This window comes from Bartonella sp. AU16XJBT (genome assembly GCF_028618665.1).
Lineage (GTDB): Bacteria > Pseudomonadota > Alphaproteobacteria > Rhizobiales > Rhizobiaceae > Bartonella.
Genome location: NZ_JAQITF010000003.1, coordinates 13,024 through 33,231, shown reverse-complemented (window position 1 = coordinate 33,231; position 20,208 = coordinate 13,024). Strand labels below are relative to the sequence as shown.

Sequence of the window (20,208 nt, the reverse complement as noted above, 5' to 3'; positions counted from 1 at the left end):
ACCACGTCCTTTTTATTTAAGATGTATCGTAACCCATTCTTGACGGTGGTATGTTTCAATGTGTTTCAGCCCCTGTTTTACATAAGCTTCCAAGACAAGATCATGTTGTTCTTCAAGAATTCCAGAGAGTATAAGTGATCCACCTTTTTGAAGGACTTGAACCATTTCTGCTGCAAGTTCAATAAGCGGATTGGCAAGGATATTGGCAATGATGAGATCAAAGGGCGCACGTGATGCAATTTCATCATGGGTAAAACCTGTTGCTGTAATTGCCGTAATATATTTTTCTACACCATTGAGTGCGATATTGTGTTGTGCAACGTTGATAGCGATTGGATCAATATCAGTTGCAAGTATAGTAATAGGTTTGAGCTTTGCTATGGCAATGGCTAAGATTCCACTGCCTGTTCCAAGATCAAGGGCATTTTGTGGATTTTCGTGTTTTATGGCTTTGGCAATCATTTCCAAACAACCGGCTGTTGTTCCATGATGTCCAGTGCCAAAAGCTTGATTCGCGTCAATTTCAATAGGAAAAACACCTTGTGGGATGTCATTACGGTTGTGACTTCCATGAAGGAAAAAAGGACCGGCATGTACTGGTTTTAGTCCTTCTAGACTTTTTTGTACCCAATCAATATTAGGCAAAACTTCATGGTTAATTTTATGAGGATCTATAGAAAGGATCTGTGCAAAACGTTTCGAAATACGCTCTTGATTATCTTGATCGATATACAGAGAAAGCTCATATACAGCATTTTTTTCGTCTATCTCTACAAGAGCCAAAGGATACCCTTCTTCTTCAAAAGCTGTTTCTATAAGCGTATAAAATCGTTCTGCTTCACTTTTAGGAGCAGTATAATACAGACGAATTTGCTGTGACATCTTGTTCTTTCTTTATAATCAGCTTTTTATTTAGTTTGAGACAAGTTTTTTGAGTCGTTCAATGGCGATTTCGTCTTTTAATTCATTATCGTCTTCTTTGGGTTCATAACGGATAACACCTGCTAACTTCCCACCTTTTTTGAGTAAAAAAATTGCTGCCGTATGGTCGTAAGTATAGTTTCCATCTGTCCCAGGCATTTTTTCAGCAACGATGTTGAAAGAATTGACCATTTTATGAACTTTTTCAGGATCTCCACTAATGCCAACAATTTTATTGGAAAAATTACTGAGATATTCATGAAGTATTTCCGGTGTGTCTCGTTCAGGATCAACAGTCACGAACCATTTTCCTAATTTATCACTCTCAGTTCCAAGGGCTGTAAGCCATCGATCAAGATTCATCAATGTCGTAGGACAGATTTCAGGGCACATCGTAAAACCGAAGAAAATAATTGAAGGCTTACTGCGAACATCAGCTTGGGTAACAGTTTGTCCATTTGAATCGGTGAGAGTGAAGTCATCACCTAAAGGCTTATTTATCAATGTATCATAAATAAAAATCCCCCCAAGAAATATAACTGTTAGGCTGAAGATGCGGATTACATTTTTCATCGCTTTTCTCTCTTAAAAGTGCCAAAAAATTCTAGCATTGGCTGATTTCTTTTGCAATGTTTGTTTCACGGTTGATTTTATGGGTTTGGTTGGTATGTCTTTCCATATTTCTTGATGAAACAATTGATGGAAGGCAATATGAATATTGAGAATGATCTTCGATTCCATGAAAGTAAACCGCGTATTCATACGACGGCACGGCTGCATGGTTGTAAATTAGGGCGCTATGTGGAAATTAATGAGCGGGTGATTTTCGGGATGTAACCGTTGGGGATTTTTCTTATTTAGAACGTAACAGTGAGGCTATTTATAGCGATATTGGGCGTTTTTGTTCTATTGCATCTCATGTACGGATGAATGCATTGGAGCATCCCATGGAGCGCATTTCAACGCATAAAATAACCTATCGTCCAAACGAATATTTTCGTTATAGAGCACTCGATCGTTCTTTTCGTGAAAGGCGTTGTGCAAAACGCGTTATCATTGGGCATGATGTGTGGATTGGGCACGGAGCGGTTATTATGCCTGGGATAACAGTGGGACATGGGGCAGTTATTGGAGCTAATGCTGTTATAACAAAAAATGTGATGCCTTATACGATTGTTGTTGGAGTTCCGGCTAAACGCTTGCGGATGCGTTTTTCCACTCATCTGATAGAAGATCTTTTAGATATGGCTTGGTGGGATTGGCCGCTTGATAAAATTCACAACGCATTGCCTGATATGCAAAATTTACCCATTGAAGCTTTTGTTCGCAAATGGAAAGGACATTCAGAATAAAATAAAGTGGTCTTTTGAAAAAACTGATTGTGGTTTTTTTCGTTAAGCTTTGTCTACAAAATTATCCAGTACACGCTTTTCTCCAGCTTTTTCAAACATTATTGTCAATTTATGATCATCTATTGCAGTGATATGACCATAACCGAACTTTATATGAAAAATTCGATCATTGATTGCAAAATTTGATGGTGCGTCAGAGACTGATTGAGCGATAACTTTGCCTTCAATATTTTTGTTTTTTTGTGCACGTTTTTGTCTTGGTGTTGCATAGTCATTATAAAAGGAGTCTTGATGTTGAAAGGAGTATTTTCCATAACCACCATAAGATGTGTCCATGGCTACGGCTTCTACATGTTCTGCTGGTAATTCATCTAGAAAACGGGAAGGAAGAGCAGGTTGCCAAAGTCCGTGAACTCTGCGGTTGGATACAAACCATATATGCAGATATTTTTTTGCTCTTGTAAGCCCCACATAAGCAAGACGCCGTTCTTCTTCTAACCCTGAACGTCCACCTTCATCTAATGAGCGCTGATGGGGAAAGAGTCCTTCTTCCCAACCTGGAAGAAAAACTGTTTCAAATTCAAGCCCTTTAGCGGAATGAAGTGTCATGATGTTGACGGCATCCATGTTTTCATTATTTTCCGTTTCCATAACCAGTGCAACATGTTCTAAAAAGCTTTGAAGATTTTCAAATTGTTCCATGGAACGGATCATTTCTTTAAGGTTCTCTAGTCGTGTGGGCGCTTCTGGTGAGCGATCTTCTAACCACATGGTTGTATAACCAGAATCATCAAGAATGATCTCGGCAAGCTCTCTGTGAGGAGTGCATTGCAGCATATTTTGCCAGCGGCGGAAGTTTTCAATGAGGCTTCGTAAAGCACTGCGTGCTTTAGGTTTTAACTCGTCTGTTTCAATGATATCAGCGGCAGCGGAAAAAAGAGAAACAGCACGTGCGCGCGCACTCTCATAAAGAATGCGCAGGGTTGCATCGCCTATGCCGCGTTTAGGTGTATTAATAATACGCTCAAAAGCTAAATCATCAGCAGGGTGGACAACAACGCGTAAATAAGCCATGGCATCACGTATTTCCATTCGCTCATAAAAACGAGGACCACCAATGACGCGATAGTTAAGGCCAAGCGTTACAAAGCGATCTTCAAATTCACGCATTTGAAATGATGCACGTACCAATATAGCCATATGATTTAATGCATGACCGCTTTGTTGGGCGCGCTCGATTTCTTCTCCGATTGCTCGCGCTTCTTCTGTCGAATCCCATGCTGAATGAATTTTTACTTTTTCTTCCTCACTCTTTATTTGAGCAGAAAAAAGGACTTTGCCCAGTCTTTCTTCATTATGAGCAATCAGATGGGAGGCGGCTTTAAGAATATGGGATGTTGAGCGATAATTGCGTTCTAGACGAATAATTTTGGCAGAAGGAAAATCTTTTTCAAATCGTAATATGTTCTCGACTTTTGCACCACGCCATCCATAAATGGATTGATCATCATCGCCAACACAACAAAGATTAACATTTTGACCTTGAGGATGTTGTGCCAAAAGGCGAAGCCAAAGATATTGTGCTGTATTTGTATCTTGATATTCATCGACAAGAATATAGCGAAATTGAGAATGATATTCGCGAAGAATATCTGGATTGTGTTGGAAGATAGAGATAGAATGAAGCAGAAGATCGCCAAAATCACAAGCATTAAGATCTTTTAATCGATTTTGATAACTGCGATAAAGTTCGCGTCCCATACCGTTGCCAAAGGAATGCGCATCACTTTTTGAGATATGTTCTGGTGAAAGCCCTTGATTTTTCCAAGAATCAATCATCATGGCAAGATTTCGTGCAGGCCAACGCTTATCGTCTAAGCCTTCAGCTTGAATAAGCTGTTTTAAAAGTCGAAGAACATCATCGCTATCGAGAATTATAAAGTTTCTTTTTAAATCAACAAGCTCTGCATGGCGGCGTAAAATTTTAGCACCAGTGGAATGAAAAGTTCCAAGCCACGGCATCCCTTCAACAACTTCACCAATGAGTTCACCAATACGTATTTTCATTTCACGGGCTGCTTTGTTGGTGAAAGTGACAGCGAGTATTTGTTGAGGAGAGGAAAGCCCAGAGCGCAGAATATGAGAAATACGGGTTGTTAAAACGCGTGTTTTTCCAGTACCAGCACCTGCAAGAACTAAAAGAGGTCCCTCAGTATTTATAACAGCTTGTTGCTGTTCTGGATTGAGTTGTCCTAAATAGTCTGTGTTATATGATTTTTTTTCTCTTAGAACATGGGAAGAAATCCCAGAGTGTTTCTCATCATGGTCTGGGGGGGCATCTTCTTCAAAGAAAGGTATGTGATCGGAAAAATTATTCATTATACCTTTTTTGTAATCTTTTTTTCATTAAAGTGCTAGGTTTAAAAAACTTTTCTTTTAAAAGCTACAATAGTCTTCATTGAACGAGAGATGTTAAAACAAAAGCAAGTATTAAAGACGTTTTGTCAGAATACTTTGAAGGGCGTAAATGCGTAACGAGGCCGAAAGATTGACTTGTTGAGGTCTTTGGCTATCAATATCAGTGATAATAAAGGCTAAAGATTGTCCTTTTTTGCGGGCTATATCTTTGAGAATATCTAAAAATGGCGGTTCTAAAGAGACACTTGTTGCGTGTCCATCAACGCGAACAGATATCTTTTGTGGCGTGACTTTTGACCAATCGATAGAATTACGTTCGTTCATTTCCCCGCCTCTTTATTCGTCGTTTCGTAAACGATTTTGATCAAGAAATTTTTGCATTTTGAAAGATTTTTGTTGCTCGAAAAGTTTTTCAGTTTTTGTTCGTCCAAAACGATAGCGATTCTCCTCAGCATGAAGCGCTTTTTCTGCACGCTTTTTTTGTTTTCGAAATTGGCGAAGATTTATCGGTTCAGTCATGAGAAAATTTATTTTTTCCGAAAAGAATCTAAAGAGACAACATCAGCACTTTGTTTTGTATCGTTATTTGAAGGTTCTTTATTGGTACTGAGATTTTGTTCTTTTGTGAGTGTATTTTCTTTTTTTTGTTTGTTTGATAGGGACATGGGCGCAGAAGGGGTATTTTCTGAATTTTCACTTTCTCCAGAGGGAAGTTTTGAGGGCAGATCAAATGCTGCTTCAAATGCTGCTACAGGGTCATAAAAGACTTGAATGGAAGTAAAAGGAATCACTAGTTTTTCGGTAATTTCTCTGAAAGAGAGGGTTACTTCGAAGGCTGTTTCTGAAACACTGAGATCTCTAAACTGATGTTGCAAGACGATTGTCATTTGCTCAGGATAGCGATTTTTTAGCCGAGGAGAAATTTTAACGCCTGGGGCATTTGTAAAAAAAGTTATAAAAAAATGATGATTTCCCGGAAGTCCTGCTTTAGCAACTTCCGATAAAACTTTACGGATAACTCCACGAAGCGCATCCTGAACGAGAATATCGTAACGGATTTGATCTTTAACCATCGAAGTTTATTCCTTTTATTTCACGTAGCAGAATGATCGTATTGATATTGTGTAAGAGAATGTATTTAAAAATGAGCAGTATTTTGTCTACGAGGCACCTCTTTGAATCGAAAAAACACGAAAAATAATGTCTGATAATGTCTCAAAGATCAATCAATAACATTTTAAAAAGTGAAGGCTTCTGTTGCCAGGTGCCTTCCAACCCCGCTTAAACCTGCGACGGTTTAAGAGTCAATTTGAAGCATTCACACTACCTTAAGCAGCGAGACGTGCTTCCGCATAGTTGTCATTTGCAACTACTCATTTAGCCCGATAACGGTGGTACAATGCCGAGTAAAAGAGCGATATTTACACCCTTGTCGATCCTATTTCGCCCCCACCAAAATATAATTTTTGTTGCTTATATTTTGGTGGAGGCGCCGGGTACCGCCCCCGGGTCCAATAGGTTTATTTCACCGTCCATTTATTACCATAGCTGGAAAGCCAGCTCTCTAAATATAGATGAAGAACAGTCTTAGGAAAAGGGGGGGTTGTTAATATTTTTAATCCTCTAATTATTTATGAAGCTATATGAGGCGGCTGTAAAGTATAGCCGCTCATTTTTGGAGAGGAGATGATGTAAAATGACAAATAATCTAGCAGATATTAAAGTATATGATTCAAACCCCGATGCAGCAGCCGTTGAACGACTTGAGCATCGTTTAGCTTTGGTGATGAAAAAGCAGGATGCAGCACTTGTTGCGACATCAGATCCAAAAGAGTTAGAACGTGTTGAAAAATGGGTTCAAGATGTTTTAGAAGCTGATGAGCAGAGTGCTAAAATGGCGGTTTCAAAAGTTGCAGAGATGATGGCTGGAGAGCGTCGAAAAAGTCGTATAACTTTTTATTATTTAGTTGCTAAGCAACTCAATGCACTTCATAAAATTTAAACAATATTAAATTTGTGATAATGATAAAAAAGCCCAATTTCTTGGGCTTTTTTGTTTATAGAGGGCGTTAATGTTTTTCATCGTCTTGGAGGTAGCCTCCTTTACGCATACTCGGGACAAAGAGAAGCGCAATGAAAGTCATGATCATCACGACGGTTATATAAAAATAAAACAGTGATTCATGACCATACTTTTTTAATCCAAGCGCAACGTATTCAGCAGAACCCCCAAATAAGGCGTTACCAATGGCATGAGAGATGCTAACGCCTAATGCACGTATGGAAGAGGGAAACATGGCTGATTTTACGACACCAGAGATGGATGTATACATGCTCATAATGAAGAGCAAGCCAATAATAACGCATACAGCAATCCATATACTATGGGTATTCCCGATTATCCAGAGTCCAGGAAAGGTAAAGATGGCAGAGAGTATACTCCAAATGATGAGTAAAGTTTTTGTTCCAATTTTATCGGCGATGATACCCGCTATGGGTTGGAAGAGGATGAAGATAAATAGTACAGCCGTCATAATCGTTGTGGCGGTATGTTTATCAAAGCCGGTGGTTGTGATCAAATATTTCTGCATATAAGTCGTAAAGGTGTAAAATGTGAGTGATCCTCCTGATGCAAAGCAGGCAATTACGACAACGGCTTTTGTATGTTTGGTGAGAAGTTCCTTAAGACTACCAGAGTGTTTGTGAGAGCGGCTTTCTTTCGTGGTCGTTTCGTGGAGCGAACGACGTAGATAAATCGCAATGAGTGCTCCACATCCACCAATCACAAAAGGAATACGCCATCCCCATGCTTTTAACTGATCTTCAGAGAGATAAGAGGCTAGAATAAATATAATAAAGCTGGCAAGAAGCTGACCTGTAATAAGGGTGGCTGATTGGAAAGAAGCAAAAAGCCCGCGATGCTTTTTGAGGGCAACTTCACTCATGTAAGTGGCTGCTGTACCATATTCTCCCCCCGCTGAAAGTCCTTGCATCATCCGAGCTAAAAGGAGAAGGATTGCTGATGTTATTCCCAATGTTTCATAGGTGGGAAGTATGGCAATGAAAAAAGAGCCACCACACATCATAAAAATGGATACAAGCATTGAGCGTTTACGTCCATAACGATCGGCGACAAATCCTAAAAACCAAGCTCCAATAGGGCGCATAAGAAAGCCAATAAAAAAGACACCGGCAGTTTTCAACAATGGCGTAATCGTATCACCATCTGAAGGAAAAAATTGTGATGCAAAATAAATCGATGCAAATGAGTAAACGTAAAAATCATACCATTCTACGAGATTTCCGGATGCGCTTGCTATAATAGCAAAAACGCGTTTTCTTGCATCCTGTGATGCTGAAGTTGTTCCATTTTCCATTAATTGTTCCCCTTTTGGATTTATATCCATATTTTCTAGACTTAATTTTTTACGATTTCCAGAAAAATTCAATTGTATAATGGTTATTTTTTATGAAAAATATTTAAAATAATATTTTGTAAATTTTATCTATTTATTATATAGTATAAAGAGTTTTATTAATGTTGTAAATCATATTTAACAATGTATAAAATAAATATTAAAGTTATTTTAAGAAGAGTTAATGAAATTTTATTGTATTAATAATCCGACTTTATTATTATAAATTATCACTTATAAATTATTTATAAAAATAAATTCAATTTTTAATTTAAATAATTCATAAATATGCGATTTTATTAATTTATTAAAATAATTTTTACCCATAGACTAATTCTTCTTATGCGTTGCAAGAGGTATCGTTGTGAGGGTGGGAAAAAGGGTAGAAATGAGAAAATCTTGCGGTATTTAGGTTTTTTATTTGATATACAAAACGATAAACAACAATTATAACTCAATATGTTATGAAAATGATTACCTGAAGATCATAGAAAGTGTTCGATAACTTTTCCTTATTGAGAGTAAGATAATGAAATAGATTTTATAATATAAAAAATTAAGTTTTTGGGTAAATAATTATAAAAAAGCCCAATTTCTTGGGCTTTTTGATCCAGTAAATAAGTTTAATGAAGTTTGTCTTTATCGAGATATCCCCCTTTATCGATATCGGGCATCATGAGAATGGAGATGAGGGCAATGATCATCATTCCAACGATGTAAAAAAAGAAAACAGATTCGTATCCCATATTTTTTAATCCAAGCGCTACATATTCAGCAGAACCGCCAAAGAGTGCATTCCCGATGGCAAAAGCAAATCCAACACCAATTGCTCGGATTGAAGCGGGAAACAATTCTGCTTTTATGATACCGGCGATGGACGTATAAAAACTCATAATACAGAGTATGCCAATAATGATGAAGAGTGCTGTCCATGCGTTATGGGTATTTCCAATCATTTTAAGGACAGGAATGGTGCAGATAATGGATAAGACACTCCAACTGATGAGTGAAAATCGTGCTCCAACTTTGTCGGCGAAGGCACCTAAAAGGGGTTGAAATAACACAAAAATAAAGAGTGCGGCAGTCATTATCGTTGTTGCGGTTTGTTTATCAAAACCAGTGGTTGTGATCAGATATTTTTGCATGTAAGTGGTATATGTATAAAATGTGAGTGATCCGCCAGCTGTAAAGCCAACAACCAAAAAGAACGCTTTTTTATGATTGCGGAAAAGTTCTTTAAGACTACCAGCGTGTTGTTCAGAGCGACTTTTGATGGTTGTTGTTTCATGAAGCAAGCTGCGTAGATAGATTGAAACAATTGCTCCAAAGCCACCAATGGCAAAAGGAATACGCCATCCCCACGCTTTTAACTGATCTTCGTTAAGGTAAATGGCTAAAATAAATATTATAAAACTCGCGAGAAGTTGACCTGAGATCGTTGTTGCATATTGGAAAGAAGCAAAAAGCCCACGACGATTTTTGGGCGCAACTTCGCTCATATAAGTGGCTGCCGTACCATATTCACCGCCAACAGAAAGTCCTTGAAACATACGGACTAAAAGGAGAAGAAATGCTGCTGTTATTCCTAAGGTTTTATAGGTGGGAAGTATAGCAATGAGAAAAGAACCTCCACACATCATAAAAACAGAAATAAGCATTGAGCGTTTACGTCCATAGCGGTCAGCAATGAAGCCAAAGAGCCATGCTCCAATAGGACGCATAAGAAAGCCAATAAAAAAGATTCCTGCAGTTTTTAACAGTTGTGTAACAATATCTTCATCTTCAGGAAAAAATTGTGATGCAAAATAAACCGATGCAAAAGAGTAAGCATAAAAGTCATACCATTCTACCAGATTTCCTGATGCACTGGATATGATAGCAAAAATACGTTTTCTTGTATCATATGGATCTAAAGTTGTTTGGTTATTCATGAAGTATTCCCCTTTTAGATTGATAACTTTTCTGCGCGTTAAAGTTGTTGACGATGTATATCATAAAAACGCCATTGTATCATGATAATTTCTGAGAAAAATACTTTAAGATCGTTTGTTATACTTTTAGTGTTTTTAAGGGATTTTATTTGGAATTTAAATAGAATAAATAATATTTATATTAATATAGATTATGTTTATATATCTTTGATGTTATCAATAAATAAAGAAAGTAAATTTGAATTGTGGTAGGAAGTATGAATTAATTTTTACTGTTGGTAATCAATAAATAGTCTTTTATTTCATGATTATATCCTTTTGTAGAGGCTAAAAATTTGAGATAGTAAAAGAATGAGCTTACCCACTTAGCGTTCAGTGGTTTCACTGTAAGATTTTTCTAGAGCGATCAATGTTGTTTTGGGCTTATGGTGTATTGATTAAATCATGCGCTTTTGGCGATCTTTTAGGGAAATATTGTTTTTTGTTTCATCGTGAATTATTTGCATATGAGAGTGTTTGTGAGGATATGATACTCTTAGTTTATAGGCTTGATGTTGTGTCGTAAAATGGCGTTATTGGCGATTACATGCGAGGTTGGTGTGTGCGTAAAATCTTTTTATGAACTATCTTAAGTATCAAGGGAGAACGCAATATTAAGGGCTAGAGAATAGTATAGAGCTAACAAATAGTATAAATGATGGTGGCTTTCACTTTTATTAAGTGTAAAGATGGTGGTGTATAATGTTAAATGTTACGCAGCTCTTAAAACTTAAGACGGTTCATAAGAGGTATTTTTAGTTCTTTCTTGTACAGCTTTATCCGCATGGCTTTTCCCCCACTTGTAATGTGCAAGCAAGTGGTTTTGATTGATTCAACATAAAACAAACTTGAAATGAGAGAATCCTACGCTGTGCGGGGTTTTAATTCAAGTTGAATGACACTAGATATATCATTATAAATCAATATCTTGTTCAATATTTACACTTTGCGGGGGCTTTCCCTTTATGCTATTCCCAGACGCCATTGTGAAATGGACTTGGGTATATTTGAGAAATGTTTCTTAAAAAAGTGCCGGAATTCATAACATAATGGTATTTTCTATTTTTCATGGGGCTTTGTTTCGCATATGGGGTCCATTAAAGAGCGTATTAAACAATAGCATGAGACAATGTATCATTTATTATTGATAAAATTTCTTGAAAGATGATCGTTTGGCTTCGGTTTTGATGAGGAATAGAAGTATTAAAATAAATCAAACGTTTCTTATCTTCAGTGAACTAAATTCAGCTAAAGAAGCATCTCTTTGATAACAATGCAGAGCCGTTTGATAACAATGCGGAGCCGTTTGTTTTTATAAGCTACCTATGCGGGAGGAGAGAAAATTTCTTCTTTAGAGTGTTTGAAGGGATAAAAATAAAAAAGTGTAAGCTTTAAATTTCCGTAGCACAAATATAAAAAAGCCCAGAATCCTGGGCTTTTTTGTTAATATCAAAAGTTAATGAATATCGTCTCCTTGTAAATATCCCTTTTTGCGAGCATCTGGCATTAAGAAAATTGCGATGAAGGCAATGATCATCATGCCGACTATATAAAAATGGAAGTATGATTCATATCCATGCTTTTTAAATTCTAGTGCTACAGCTTCAGCAGAACCACCGAAGATCGCATTAGCAATAGCATAAGAGAGTCCAACGCCCATAGCGCGTACTGAAGCAGGAAACATCTCTGCTTTTACGATACCAGAGACGGATGTATAAAAACTCAAAATACACAGCATTCCTATAACGATTAAAAGTGCAATCCACGTGTCATGGGTGCTCCCTATGAATCTAAGCCCTGGAACGATAAAAATGATGGAAAGAGTACTCCAAATAAGCAGTGAAGTTTTTGTACCAATTTTGTCCGCTAGAGAACCAAAAAGGGGTTGGAGTAACATAAAAACGAACAGTGCAGCCGTCATTATTGTATTCGCAGTGTGTTTATCAAATTCGCTCGTTGTGATCAGATATTTTTGCATATAGGTTGTGCTGGTATAAAATATGAGCGATCCACCAGCTGTAAAACCAATAACTAAAAGGAACGCTTTTCCGTGATTGCGTAGAAGCTCTTTAAGACTGCCCGTATGTTTTTGAGAACGGCTTTCTTTTGTGGTTGTTTCATGAAGAGAACGACGCAGATAAATTGCTACAATTGCGCCACAGCCACCAATCACAAAAGGAATACGCCAGCCCCATGCCTTTAACTGATCTTCTGTGAGATAGAGGGCGAGAATAAACATAACCAGACTTGCAAGAAGCTGACCGCCAATGAGTGTGGCATATTGAAAGGAGCTAAAGAAACCACGACGTTTTTTAAGAGCAACTTCGCTCATATAAGTTGCTGTTGTGCCATATTCTCCGCCAACGGACAATCCTTGGATCATACGAAGTAAAACAAGTAAAACGGCTGCTGTTGTTCCAATTGTTTCATAGGTAGGAAGGAGGGCAATAAGGAATGAGCCGCCACACATCATAAAAACAGAAATAAGTAAAGAGCGTTTACGACCATAACGATCGGCAATAAAACCAAAGAGCCAACCACCGATTGGGCGCATAAGAAAGCCGATAAAAAAGACAATGGAAGATTTTAAAAGTTCGGTAACAACATCACCATCAGAAGGAAAAAACTGTGAGGCAAAATAAATAGATGTAAAAGAATAAACATAAAAATCATACCATTCCACCAGATTACCTGATGCGCTCGATATGATTGAAAGAACACGTTTTCTTGTGTCATGTAATGCTAAAGATTCTTGTTTTTCCATAGTCGATCCCTTCATTTTACGTTCATCCATCTTTATTCATTATCCCTCTATGTTATTTTCTTAGAAGCTGTCTATAGTATTTTATTTTTTACATCAAAATTTTAGTCAGATCATGATAATTTCTTGTGTAAGATGTTTTCGGAAAAAGATTTAAATTAAGTTTGTACGGATTTTACAGTTTTTATTTTCTATAATGAAAAGAATCGGACATAATAGTCCTATGAAATCATATCTTGCTCTTTTATCTCATGTTTTAAATCAGGGTATTGATCGGACAGATCGAACGGGTGTTGGAACACGATCTATTTTTGGGTATCAGATGCGCTTTGATTTACAAGCGGGGTTTCCGTTGTTAACAACAAAGAAATTACACTTACGTTCAATTATTTATGAGCTTTTGTGGTTTCTTAAAGGCGATACAAATATTGCATGGTTGAAAGAGCATGGTGTATCTATTTGGGACGAATGGGCTGATAAACAAGGAAATCTTGGTCCGGTGTATGGGTATCAGTGGCGTTCTTGGCCAGCGCCGGATGGACGCCATATTGATCAAATTGACAATCTTTTAACGATGATTAAGGAAAAGCCAGATTCTCGTCGCTTGATTGTATCAGCTTGGAACCCTGCATTAATAGAAGAAATGGCTTTGCCTCCGTGCCATTGTCTTTTTCAATTTTACATTGCTGAGGGTAAATTATCCTGTCAGCTTTACCAGCGCTCGGCAGATATTTTTTTAGGAGTTCCGTTTAATATTGCGTCCTATGCATTATTAACGATGATGATCGCGCAAGTCAGTGGCCTTAAAGTTGGTGATTTTATTCATACGCTGGGGGACGCTCATCTTTATGCTAATCATTTTGAACAGGCAAAATATCAATTGTCTCGTATACCGAATTCTTTGCCATGTATGCGCATAAATCCAGTGGTAACAGATCTTTTTTCTTTTAAATTTGAGGATTTTGAATTGCTTAATTATGAAGCACACCCCCATATTAAAGCGCCGGTAGCAATATGACGATTTCTATTTGTTTAATTGCTGCTGTTGCAGAAAATGGTGTTATCGGTCGTGAAGGTGCAATGCCTTGGCATTTATCGACAGATTTGCAACGCTTTAAAGCGTTGACGTTGGGTAAGCCCATTATAATGGGGCGAAAAACTTGGGATTCTATCGGAAAACCTTTGCCAGGGCGCACAAATATCGTCATTACGCGCGATTGTACCTTCAGCGCTGAAGAGGCTGTTGTTGCGCACTCTTTATCACAGGCTTGTTCTCTTGCAACAAGTATTGCTTCTCAAAATAATGTAGAGGAAATTTTTATTATTGGTGGGGGTGAAATTTTTCAACAAGGATTTAGTCTTGCTGATAAAATATTCCTTACAGAAGTTTTAGCTTCTATAGAAGGTGATCGTTTTTTTCCTGTTTTTGATAAAGAAAAGTGGACTATTGTGCAAACACAAGATATTCCAAAAGGGGATAAAGATAGTCATCCGACACGTTTTGTTGTTTATGAGCGGGAATAATTTTTTGTAATATGAAGTGGAAAGGGTTTATCAGTTGCGTAATTGAGATGAGAGGAACCCTATAAGCTTTAAGTGAAGGGTTTGTATTTGAATGAATAATAGTCAGTTAAAGAGGTGACAATGCCCTGGACAAATCAAAATGGTGGTGGCCCGTGGAGTGGCGATAAAAACAAGAGCAGTGGTGACAAAAAAACATCGGCTAAGAATCTTTTTGGTTCTGGTGGCAATAATGGAAATGGTCCCAATCTTGATGATATTTTGCGTAAAGGACAGGATCAGTTTAAACAATTTAGTCGAGGGGGAGTTTTTGTTTTGTTCCTTCTGCTTGCTGTGTGTTTTTTCCTTTACCAGTCACTTTATATTGTTCAACAAAATGAGCAAGCAGTAGAATTGCGTTTCGGTGTGCCTAAGGCAGGAATTATCGGTGATGGTTTGCATTTTCATTTTTGGCCAATTGAGACTTATATGAAAGTGCCTTTAACAGAAAAAACAATTGCAATTGGTGGACAGCCTGGACAGAGACAACAAAGTGAAGGTTTGATGCTGTCGAGTGATCAAAATATTGTGAATGTCAATTTTTCTGTTTACTATCGCATTTCAAATCCAGGACAATTTTTATTCAATGTGAATGATCAAGAAGGAACTGTTCGTCAGGTTGCTGAAAGTGCAATGCGAGAAGTCATTGGTTCAAGACCAGTTGATGATGTTTTACGCGATAAAAAAGAAGAAGTTGCTGACGATGTGAGAAAGATTACCCAGTTGACTGTAGATAAATATCAACTCGGGGTTGAAATAAGCCGTGTATCGATCAGTGAAGCAGCTCCTCCTACCAAAGTTGCTGCAGCGTTTAATTCTGTTCAGCAGGCAGAGCAAGAACGGGGACGAATGATTGAAGAAGGAAATCGTGTGCGTTTTACGAAGATTGGTTTAGCAAATGGTGAAGCTTCACGGACACGGGAAATCGCAAAAGGTGAAAAAGCCCAAATGGTTGAAGAGGCAACAGGGCGTGCTGAACGTTTTCAGTCCATAGCCCGTGAGGCTGCAATTTCACCAGAGGCTGCGCGTTATCGTCTTTATATGGAGACGATGGGGCGTATTTTTTCTTCACCAAATAAATTGGTTCTCGATCAAATGAATTCTCCTGCGGTGCCTTATCTTCCTTTGAATGAATTGCTGCGTGATAATTTACCAGAAAAAGCAAAAATAAAATCAGCACATTCTACTTCTACATCGCTCTTGGATTATCAGATTTCTGGAGGATGTTAATAATGCAGCAGTCACGTTTTTTGTTTGTTTTTAGTAGCATAATAATTCTTTTGATTGTTTTGGGGATGTCATTTTTTATTGTTTATCCTCGTCAACAAGTCGCCATTAAGCGTTTTGGACAAATCGTTAAGGTAGAATCTAATCCTGGAATTTATTGGAAAATGCCTTTTGTGGATAAGATGATTGTGGTGGATAATCGGTTGTTGCGTTATGATGTTCCTACGCAATCTGTGCAAGTTCGTGGGGGGGCTTATTATGAAGTGGATGCGTTCTTTATTTATCGTATTACGGATCCTAAATTATTTTTACAGCGTATTGCTTCAGGGCGCCCGCAAATTGCAGCACGTGAAAATCTTGCACCACGCTTTATTGACGCTTTGCGGGCTGTTTATGGTAAGCGAGAGTTTAAAGCAGCCTTATCGGATGAACGAGGCGCGATGATGGCTGAGGTTCAAAAGCAATTTTCTATAGATGCAGGTTCGTTGGGTATTAGGATTGTTGATGTGCGTATTCGAAAAACCGATTTAACGGATGCTGTTTCAGAAGATGTTTATCGGCAAATGGCTGCTGAACGGGAAGCAGTTGCGGAAAATATTCGGGCTCGTGGTCAACAAGAGCGAGATCGTATTGTCGCAGAGGCAAATCGTGAATATGAAGAAATTGTGGCGGCTGCAAAGCGTGATGCTGAAATTACGCGCGGTGAAGGACAGGCTGAAAGTATTCGCATTTTATTAAATGCCCGGGAAGCTAATCCTTCTTTTTACGATTTTTGGTTAGCGATGGAACAGTATAAGAATTTAGAGAGAATACCGATGGTGATTTCACCAAATGAGGATTTCTTTTTTTATTTTCGGAATTCCCTGCAAGCAAAGAAAAAACTTTCATCAACAATGAGTCCTAGTTTGAGTAAAACTGATTCAAAGACCGGTGGAGAATAGGTGAAATAATGTATAGAGGATACTGTTTCGTATGAGAAGTATCCTCTATCGCTGCTTGTTTTATGATGAATGTAAGTGAATGCTAAGCCATACTGATTTTGCATAATAAATTGAGTAAGGATCTTTGCAGCTTTGATTTAAAGGCATGTCATGGGTAGAAGTGTCGTGAGTAAAAGTAGGTTTTTGAAGTCTTTTATCACAAGAGTTGTTTTTTGTGTGATTTTGTTTTTATCAGGATCCATGAGTTTGTCTTGGGGTGGTGAGACAGACAAGACATTGCTTTCTGTTCCTGATTTAGCTTCTGAACTTTTGGAGACGGTTGTGAATATTTCTACGGCACAGACTGTTGAAGGAACGGAACAGGATGAAAATACTTCAGTACCCGTTATTCCCAAAGATTCATTGCTGGAGGAATATTTTAATGATTTTTTTACCCCCAAAGAGGGGGAAAAAAATAGTCAATTTCAAAAGGTGCGTTCTTTAGGGTCTGGTTTTGTAATTGATGCGCAAAAAGGGATTATTGTTACAAATTATCATGTTATCGTTGATGCTGATGATATTGAAGTGAATTTTACGGATGGTACAAAACTCAAGGCAAAGCTCCTTGGCAAGGATAGCAAAACGGATTTAGCGTTGCTTCAAGTAGATGTGGGACGTAAAAAATTAAAAGCTGTGCGTTTTGGTGACTCAGAAAAAGCACGTATTGGTGATTGGGTTATGGCTATTGGTAACCCTTATGGCTTTGGTGGGAGTGTGACGGTTGGTATTATTTCAGCACGTAACCGTGATCTTAATGCTGGTCCCTATGATAATTTTATTCAAACAGATGCAGCGATTAATCGAGGCAATTCTGGTGGCCCGTTATTTGATAGAAATGGTGAAGTCATTGGCATTAATACAGCAATTGTTTCACCTTCGGGCGGATCTATTGGTATTGGGTTTGCTATTCCGTCGGATATGGCACTTTCTGTTATTAATCAATTGCGCGATTTTGGAGAAATAAGACGTGGTTGGTTGGCTATTCGTATTCAGCCCGTGACAGAGGATATTGCAAAAAGTTTAAAACTAGACAGTGCTGTAGGAGCGTTGGTGGCTGGTAAAATAGAACAGACGGAAGAAAATAATGTCGATAATAGCCAGTTGCAAACTGGAGATGTTATTCTTTCTTTTGGGAATTCCAAAATTAAGCATGCACGTGATTTGCCGCGTTTAGTCGCGGAGAGTTCAGAAGGAAGAGTTGTGGATGTTATTATTTTACGGAATGGGCAAGAGAAAACAGTAAGAGTTAAGCTTGGGCGTTTGATTGAAACCGATGCCAATGAAGATACAGAAGAAGAAGTTGATGATAAAAAAAATAATGATCTGCCGAAAGGTGTGACAATGCAATTGATGGGAATGACGTTATCTGAGCTGACAGAGGATTTGCGTCATCGTTATTCGATTTCAGATAAACTTCGAGGACTCGTGGTGATATCTGTTGCACAAAATAGTGCTGCGGATAAAAAACGTATTCGCGTTGGTGAAGTGATTGTTGATATTAATCAGAGTGCAGTCACAACAATTGATGAAGCTAAAAAACGTCTTCATAAATTACGTGAAGCTGGACGCAAAAATGCTCTATTCATCGTAGCACATCCAGATGGAGAGTTACGGTTTGTAACGATCCCAATGGATTGATGCCTCATGGGTTGATGTTTGAAGAATTCGTTTTTTTGTTTTTTATTAGCCTTAGTATATGGATATTTAGGTAACTTACTCATGAGGCATCTACCATTTTTAAGAGCCAATTTCAGGATGAAGAGTGTGGATTATATAACATAAAATCCATTGGACGGTTTTATTTTTGCGCTGAATAAAAGTGCAAGTTGGCAATAGTATTTGCCGGTTTTCAATATTGCAAAAGCTTTTTCTTTAAAATGTTATAGGTGAGATATTCGCCGTCTTTCTTATGGTGATTTTTATATCTTTAGATTGCGCAGCTGAATGGTATTGATATGATGCTTTATGAGAGAGGAGGCGAAATGAGTAAATCTTATAATATTGGGGGCATGCAAATTGCAAAATGCTTAACTGTTATAAATAATGTTTTATGTGAGTGGGGCTTTTAGCGCTTTGTAATTATACTTTTTGTGCTGTAGAGTTTTTTTCTCTTCAGTTTGAAAAAAGTCATTCCATATAAAAATCGTATGAGAATCAATCGCTTATCGGTATATTGATATCTTTCTTTATGATGAATGAAAAAATAGTGATAAAAAAGTGTGAAGAAGAAAGTTTCTGAGTCTCTTGTGATAAGCCAGAGCAGTATGCTATTTTTATAGAAAAAAATAAATCTATTTGATTGTATAGGTTTAGCTTAGTATTATTTTCATACATGAAGAAAAAAGGCTATTTTAAATGGCCTAATGGACAAGAATGATTATGGCTATGGTTTGTTATTGAAGTATGATAGCAAAAGATGCTTGGAAAATCCCTTTGATGTTGTTATTAAGCCCGTTTTTTCTTTTTTATAATTTTCATAAGGGTTTTCTTTATCTTGAAGGAGAATTCTTGTTCGTGTTTTTGTTTAAAGTTTTTACTTTATGATAATGGAGAGAAAATATAGGGGCTTTGCGGGCAGTTGTGCATATTGCAATAAGTTGATGCTTGGTAGGGATTGCTGTTCATGACACAGAGAACAATTACATTGATAGCAGGGCCCACAGCAAGTGGGAAATCAGAACTTGCTTTGCAAATGGCTCAAGAAAAAAATGCTCTCATTATTAATACGGATTCAATGCAGGTTTATGACGTTTTAAATATTTTAACGGCACGGCCGAGGGAGGCTGATACCGCAATTGTTCCCCATTATCTTTATGGTCATGTGAGTCCTACTTTGAATTATTCAGTAGGACAATGGTTGTGTGATGTTGAGAAGCTGTTGGTTACTTTTACGTCGAGATCCGTTATTTTTGTTGGTGGAACAGGACTTTATTTTCGTGCTCTTTTGGAGGGTATTTCGCAAATTCCTCATGTTCCAGATGTTGTGCGGCAGAAATGGCGTTTGCTGCTTGATAAAGAGGGAGCTGAAAATCTTTATCGTCAGTTGTTACAGATTGATGCTGTGGTTGCTGAAAAGATTTCCTCGCAAGATGGACAGCGTATTGTCCGTGCTTTGGAAGTTCATGATGCAACCGGTGAGAAGCTTAGTTGGTGGCAGAAGCAAAAAACAACGCCTCTCATTGCGCCTCATTGTGCTGAAAAAATTCTTCTCATGCTTCCACGTCCTCTGCTTTATGAACGCATTCATAAACGCTTGGACTCTATGATTGAAAGAGGTGCTTTAGAAGAGGTGGTGGCGTTGAAGAAGCTTATGCTTTCCCCTTCGTTACCAGTGATGAAAGCGATAGGTGTATCTGAATTTATGGCTTATTTGGATGGATATAGAAGCTTTGAAAATGCTCTTGAAGCGGTGAAAACTCAAACGAGGAGATATGCAAAAAGACAAATGACTTGGTTTCGTCATCAATTTGATGAAGAATGGATGCTTACTTCTTGATGAAAAAGCTAAAGCTTTATAGAAGAATTTGCAAAAGATAATTTGTAAAGAATAAATTTTTTATTGACGAATGATATCAATGGAATTAAAAATCCTTCTATAAGGAA

At 37.7% G+C, this 20,208-nt stretch carries 16 protein-coding genes, 1 other RNA gene and 1 pseudogene; 8 read left to right on the top strand and 10 right to left on the bottom strand.

The features are described from left to right. Positions 1–12: 12 nt before the first annotated feature. Together PVV66_RS02365 and PVV66_RS02360 are read right to left on the bottom strand one after the other, a co-directional pair. Positions 13–882 (bottom strand): 50S ribosomal protein L11 methyltransferase, encoded by an 870-nt coding sequence (locus PVV66_RS02365; protein WP_273717821.1) that lies wholly within the window; start codon positions 880–882, stop codon positions 13–15. Between the two features lie 30 nt (positions 883–912). Further along, on the bottom strand, positions 913–1,494 hold the full coding sequence (locus PVV66_RS02360) for an SCO family protein (protein ID WP_273717820.1): 582 nt from the start codon (positions 1,492–1,494) through the stop codon (positions 913–915). Between the two features lie 138 nt (positions 1,495–1,632). Between PVV66_RS02360 and PVV66_RS02355 the strand changes: the two are divergent. Next, positions 1,633–2,273, top strand: a pseudogene (locus tag PVV66_RS02355) (DapH/DapD/GlmU-related protein). Positions 2,274–2,315: 42 nt separating this feature from the next. Here PVV66_RS02355 and PVV66_RS02350 read toward each other — a convergent pair. From PVV66_RS02350 to ssrA, 5 genes are all read right to left on the bottom strand, one after another. Further along, on the bottom strand, positions 2,316–4,652 hold the full coding sequence (locus PVV66_RS02350) for an ATP-dependent helicase (RefSeq protein ID WP_273717819.1): 2,337 nt from the start codon (positions 4,650–4,652) through the stop codon (positions 2,316–2,318). A 111-nt stretch (positions 4,653–4,763) separates the two neighbouring features. Continuing rightward, complete coding sequence (locus PVV66_RS02345; RefSeq protein ID WP_273717818.1) at positions 4,764–5,015, bottom strand: ribbon-helix-helix domain-containing protein; 252 nt, start codon at positions 5,013–5,015, stop codon at positions 4,764–4,766. 12 nt (positions 5,016–5,027) lie between these two features. Beyond that, positions 5,028–5,210, bottom strand: coding sequence for a DUF4169 family protein (locus PVV66_RS02340; protein ID WP_273717817.1), 183 nt, complete (start codon positions 5,208–5,210; stop codon positions 5,028–5,030). An 8-nt stretch (positions 5,211–5,218) separates the two neighbouring features. Next, the gene (locus tag PVV66_RS02335) at positions 5,219–5,764 is read right to left on the bottom strand and encodes an SspB family protein (protein ID WP_273717816.1); all 546 of its coding nucleotides are present in this window, start codon (positions 5,762–5,764) and stop codon (positions 5,219–5,221) included. Between the two features lie 170 nt (positions 5,765–5,934). Continuing rightward, positions 5,935–6,291: a transfer-messenger RNA gene (ssrA, locus tag PVV66_RS02330) on the bottom strand. A 96-nt stretch (positions 6,292–6,387) separates the two neighbouring features. On the opposite strand from ssrA, the gene PVV66_RS02325 reads away from it, so the two are divergent. Next, positions 6,388–6,693: a DUF2853 family protein gene (locus PVV66_RS02325; protein ID WP_273717815.1), complete on the top strand. Its 306-nt coding sequence runs from the start codon at positions 6,388–6,390 to the stop codon at positions 6,691–6,693. A gap of 67 nt (positions 6,694–6,760) precedes the next feature. On the opposite strand, the gene PVV66_RS02320 is transcribed toward PVV66_RS02325, so the two are convergent. The 3 genes from PVV66_RS02320 to PVV66_RS02310 form a co-directional block, all read right to left on the bottom strand. Beyond that, complete coding sequence (locus tag PVV66_RS02320) at positions 6,761–8,068, bottom strand: MFS transporter (RefSeq protein ID WP_273717814.1); 1,308 nt, start codon at positions 8,066–8,068, stop codon at positions 6,761–6,763. 662 nt (positions 8,069–8,730) lie between these two features. Further along, on the bottom strand, positions 8,731–10,038 hold the full coding sequence (locus PVV66_RS02315) for an MFS family transporter (RefSeq protein WP_273717812.1): 1,308 nt from the start codon (positions 10,036–10,038) through the stop codon (positions 8,731–8,733). Between the two features lie 1,495 nt (positions 10,039–11,533). Next, positions 11,534–12,841, bottom strand: coding sequence for an MFS family transporter (locus PVV66_RS02310; protein ID WP_273717924.1), 1,308 nt, complete (start codon positions 12,839–12,841; stop codon positions 11,534–11,536). A 220-nt stretch (positions 12,842–13,061) separates the two neighbouring features. Here PVV66_RS02310 and PVV66_RS02305 point away from each other — a divergent pair, with 220 nt between their 5' ends. From PVV66_RS02305 to miaA, 6 genes are all read left to right on the top strand, one after another. Continuing rightward, positions 13,062–13,856, top strand: coding sequence for a thymidylate synthase (locus tag PVV66_RS02305; protein WP_273717810.1), 795 nt, complete (start codon positions 13,062–13,064; stop codon positions 13,854–13,856). Continuing rightward, a complete protein-coding gene (locus tag PVV66_RS02300; RefSeq protein ID WP_273717808.1) occupies positions 13,853–14,362 on the top strand; it encodes a dihydrofolate reductase in 510 nt (169 codons plus the stop codon). Before PVV66_RS02305 ends, PVV66_RS02300 begins: the two co-directional genes overlap by 4 nt. Before the next feature lie 120 nt (positions 14,363–14,482). Further along, the gene (hflK, locus tag PVV66_RS02295; RefSeq protein WP_273717807.1) at positions 14,483–15,628 is read left to right on the top strand and encodes an FtsH protease activity modulator HflK; all 1,146 of its coding nucleotides are present in this window, start codon (positions 14,483–14,485) and stop codon (positions 15,626–15,628) included. Between the two features lie 2 nt (positions 15,629–15,630). Continuing rightward, positions 15,631–16,566, top strand: coding sequence for a protease modulator HflC (gene hflC / locus PVV66_RS02290; protein ID WP_273717805.1), 936 nt, complete (start codon positions 15,631–15,633; stop codon positions 16,564–16,566). A 150-nt stretch (positions 16,567–16,716) separates the two neighbouring features. Further along, on the top strand, positions 16,717–18,243 hold the full coding sequence (locus tag PVV66_RS02285) for a Do family serine endopeptidase (protein ID WP_273717803.1): 1,527 nt from the start codon (positions 16,717–16,719) through the stop codon (positions 18,241–18,243). 985 nt (positions 18,244–19,228) lie between these two features. Further along, a complete protein-coding gene (gene miaA, locus PVV66_RS02280) occupies positions 19,229–20,101 on the top strand; it encodes a tRNA (adenosine(37)-N6)-dimethylallyltransferase MiaA (RefSeq protein WP_273717802.1) in 873 nt (290 codons plus the stop codon). Positions 20,102–20,208 lie beyond the last annotated feature (107 nt).

Coding starts and splice junctions, on each gene's coding strand:
- miaA (WP_273717802.1), top strand. CDS start 19,229: ATGACACAGAGAACAATTACATTGATAGCAGGGCCCACAGCAAGTGGG.
- PVV66_RS02315 (WP_273717812.1), bottom strand. CDS start 10,038: ATGAATAACCAAACAACTTTAGATCCATATGATACAAGAAAACGTATT.
- PVV66_RS02300 (WP_273717808.1), top strand. CDS start 13,853: ATGACGATTTCTATTTGTTTAATTGCTGCTGTTGCAGAAAATGGTGTT.
- PVV66_RS02320 (WP_273717814.1), bottom strand. CDS start 8,068: ATGGAAAATGGAACAACTTCAGCATCACAGGATGCAAGAAAACGCGTT.
- PVV66_RS02340 (WP_273717817.1), bottom strand. CDS start 5,210: ATGACTGAACCGATAAATCTTCGCCAATTTCGAAAACAAAAAAAGCGT.
- PVV66_RS02305 (WP_273717810.1), top strand. CDS start 13,062: ATGAAATCATATCTTGCTCTTTTATCTCATGTTTTAAATCAGGGTATT.
- hflC (WP_273717805.1), top strand. CDS start 15,631: ATGCAGCAGTCACGTTTTTTGTTTGTTTTTAGTAGCATAATAATTCTT.
- hflK (WP_273717807.1), top strand. CDS start 14,483: ATGCCCTGGACAAATCAAAATGGTGGTGGCCCGTGGAGTGGCGATAAA.
- PVV66_RS02360 (WP_273717820.1), bottom strand. CDS start 1,494: ATGAAAAATGTAATCCGCATCTTCAGCCTAACAGTTATATTTCTTGGG.
- PVV66_RS02365 (WP_273717821.1), bottom strand. CDS start 882: ATGTCACAGCAAATTCGTCTGTATTATACTGCTCCTAAAAGTGAAGCA.
- PVV66_RS02335 (WP_273717816.1), bottom strand. CDS start 5,764: ATGGTTAAAGATCAAATCCGTTACGATATTCTCGTTCAGGATGCGCTT.
- PVV66_RS02285 (WP_273717803.1), top strand. CDS start 16,717: ATGGGTAGAAGTGTCGTGAGTAAAAGTAGGTTTTTGAAGTCTTTTATC.
- PVV66_RS02310 (WP_273717924.1), bottom strand. CDS start 12,841: ATGGAAAAACAAGAATCTTTAGCATTACATGACACAAGAAAACGTGTT.
- PVV66_RS02350 (WP_273717819.1), bottom strand. CDS start 4,652: ATGAATAATTTTTCCGATCACATACCTTTCTTTGAAGAAGATGCCCCC.
- PVV66_RS02325 (WP_273717815.1), top strand. CDS start 6,388: ATGACAAATAATCTAGCAGATATTAAAGTATATGATTCAAACCCCGAT.
- PVV66_RS02345 (WP_273717818.1), bottom strand. CDS start 5,015: ATGAACGAACGTAATTCTATCGATTGGTCAAAAGTCACGCCACAAAAG.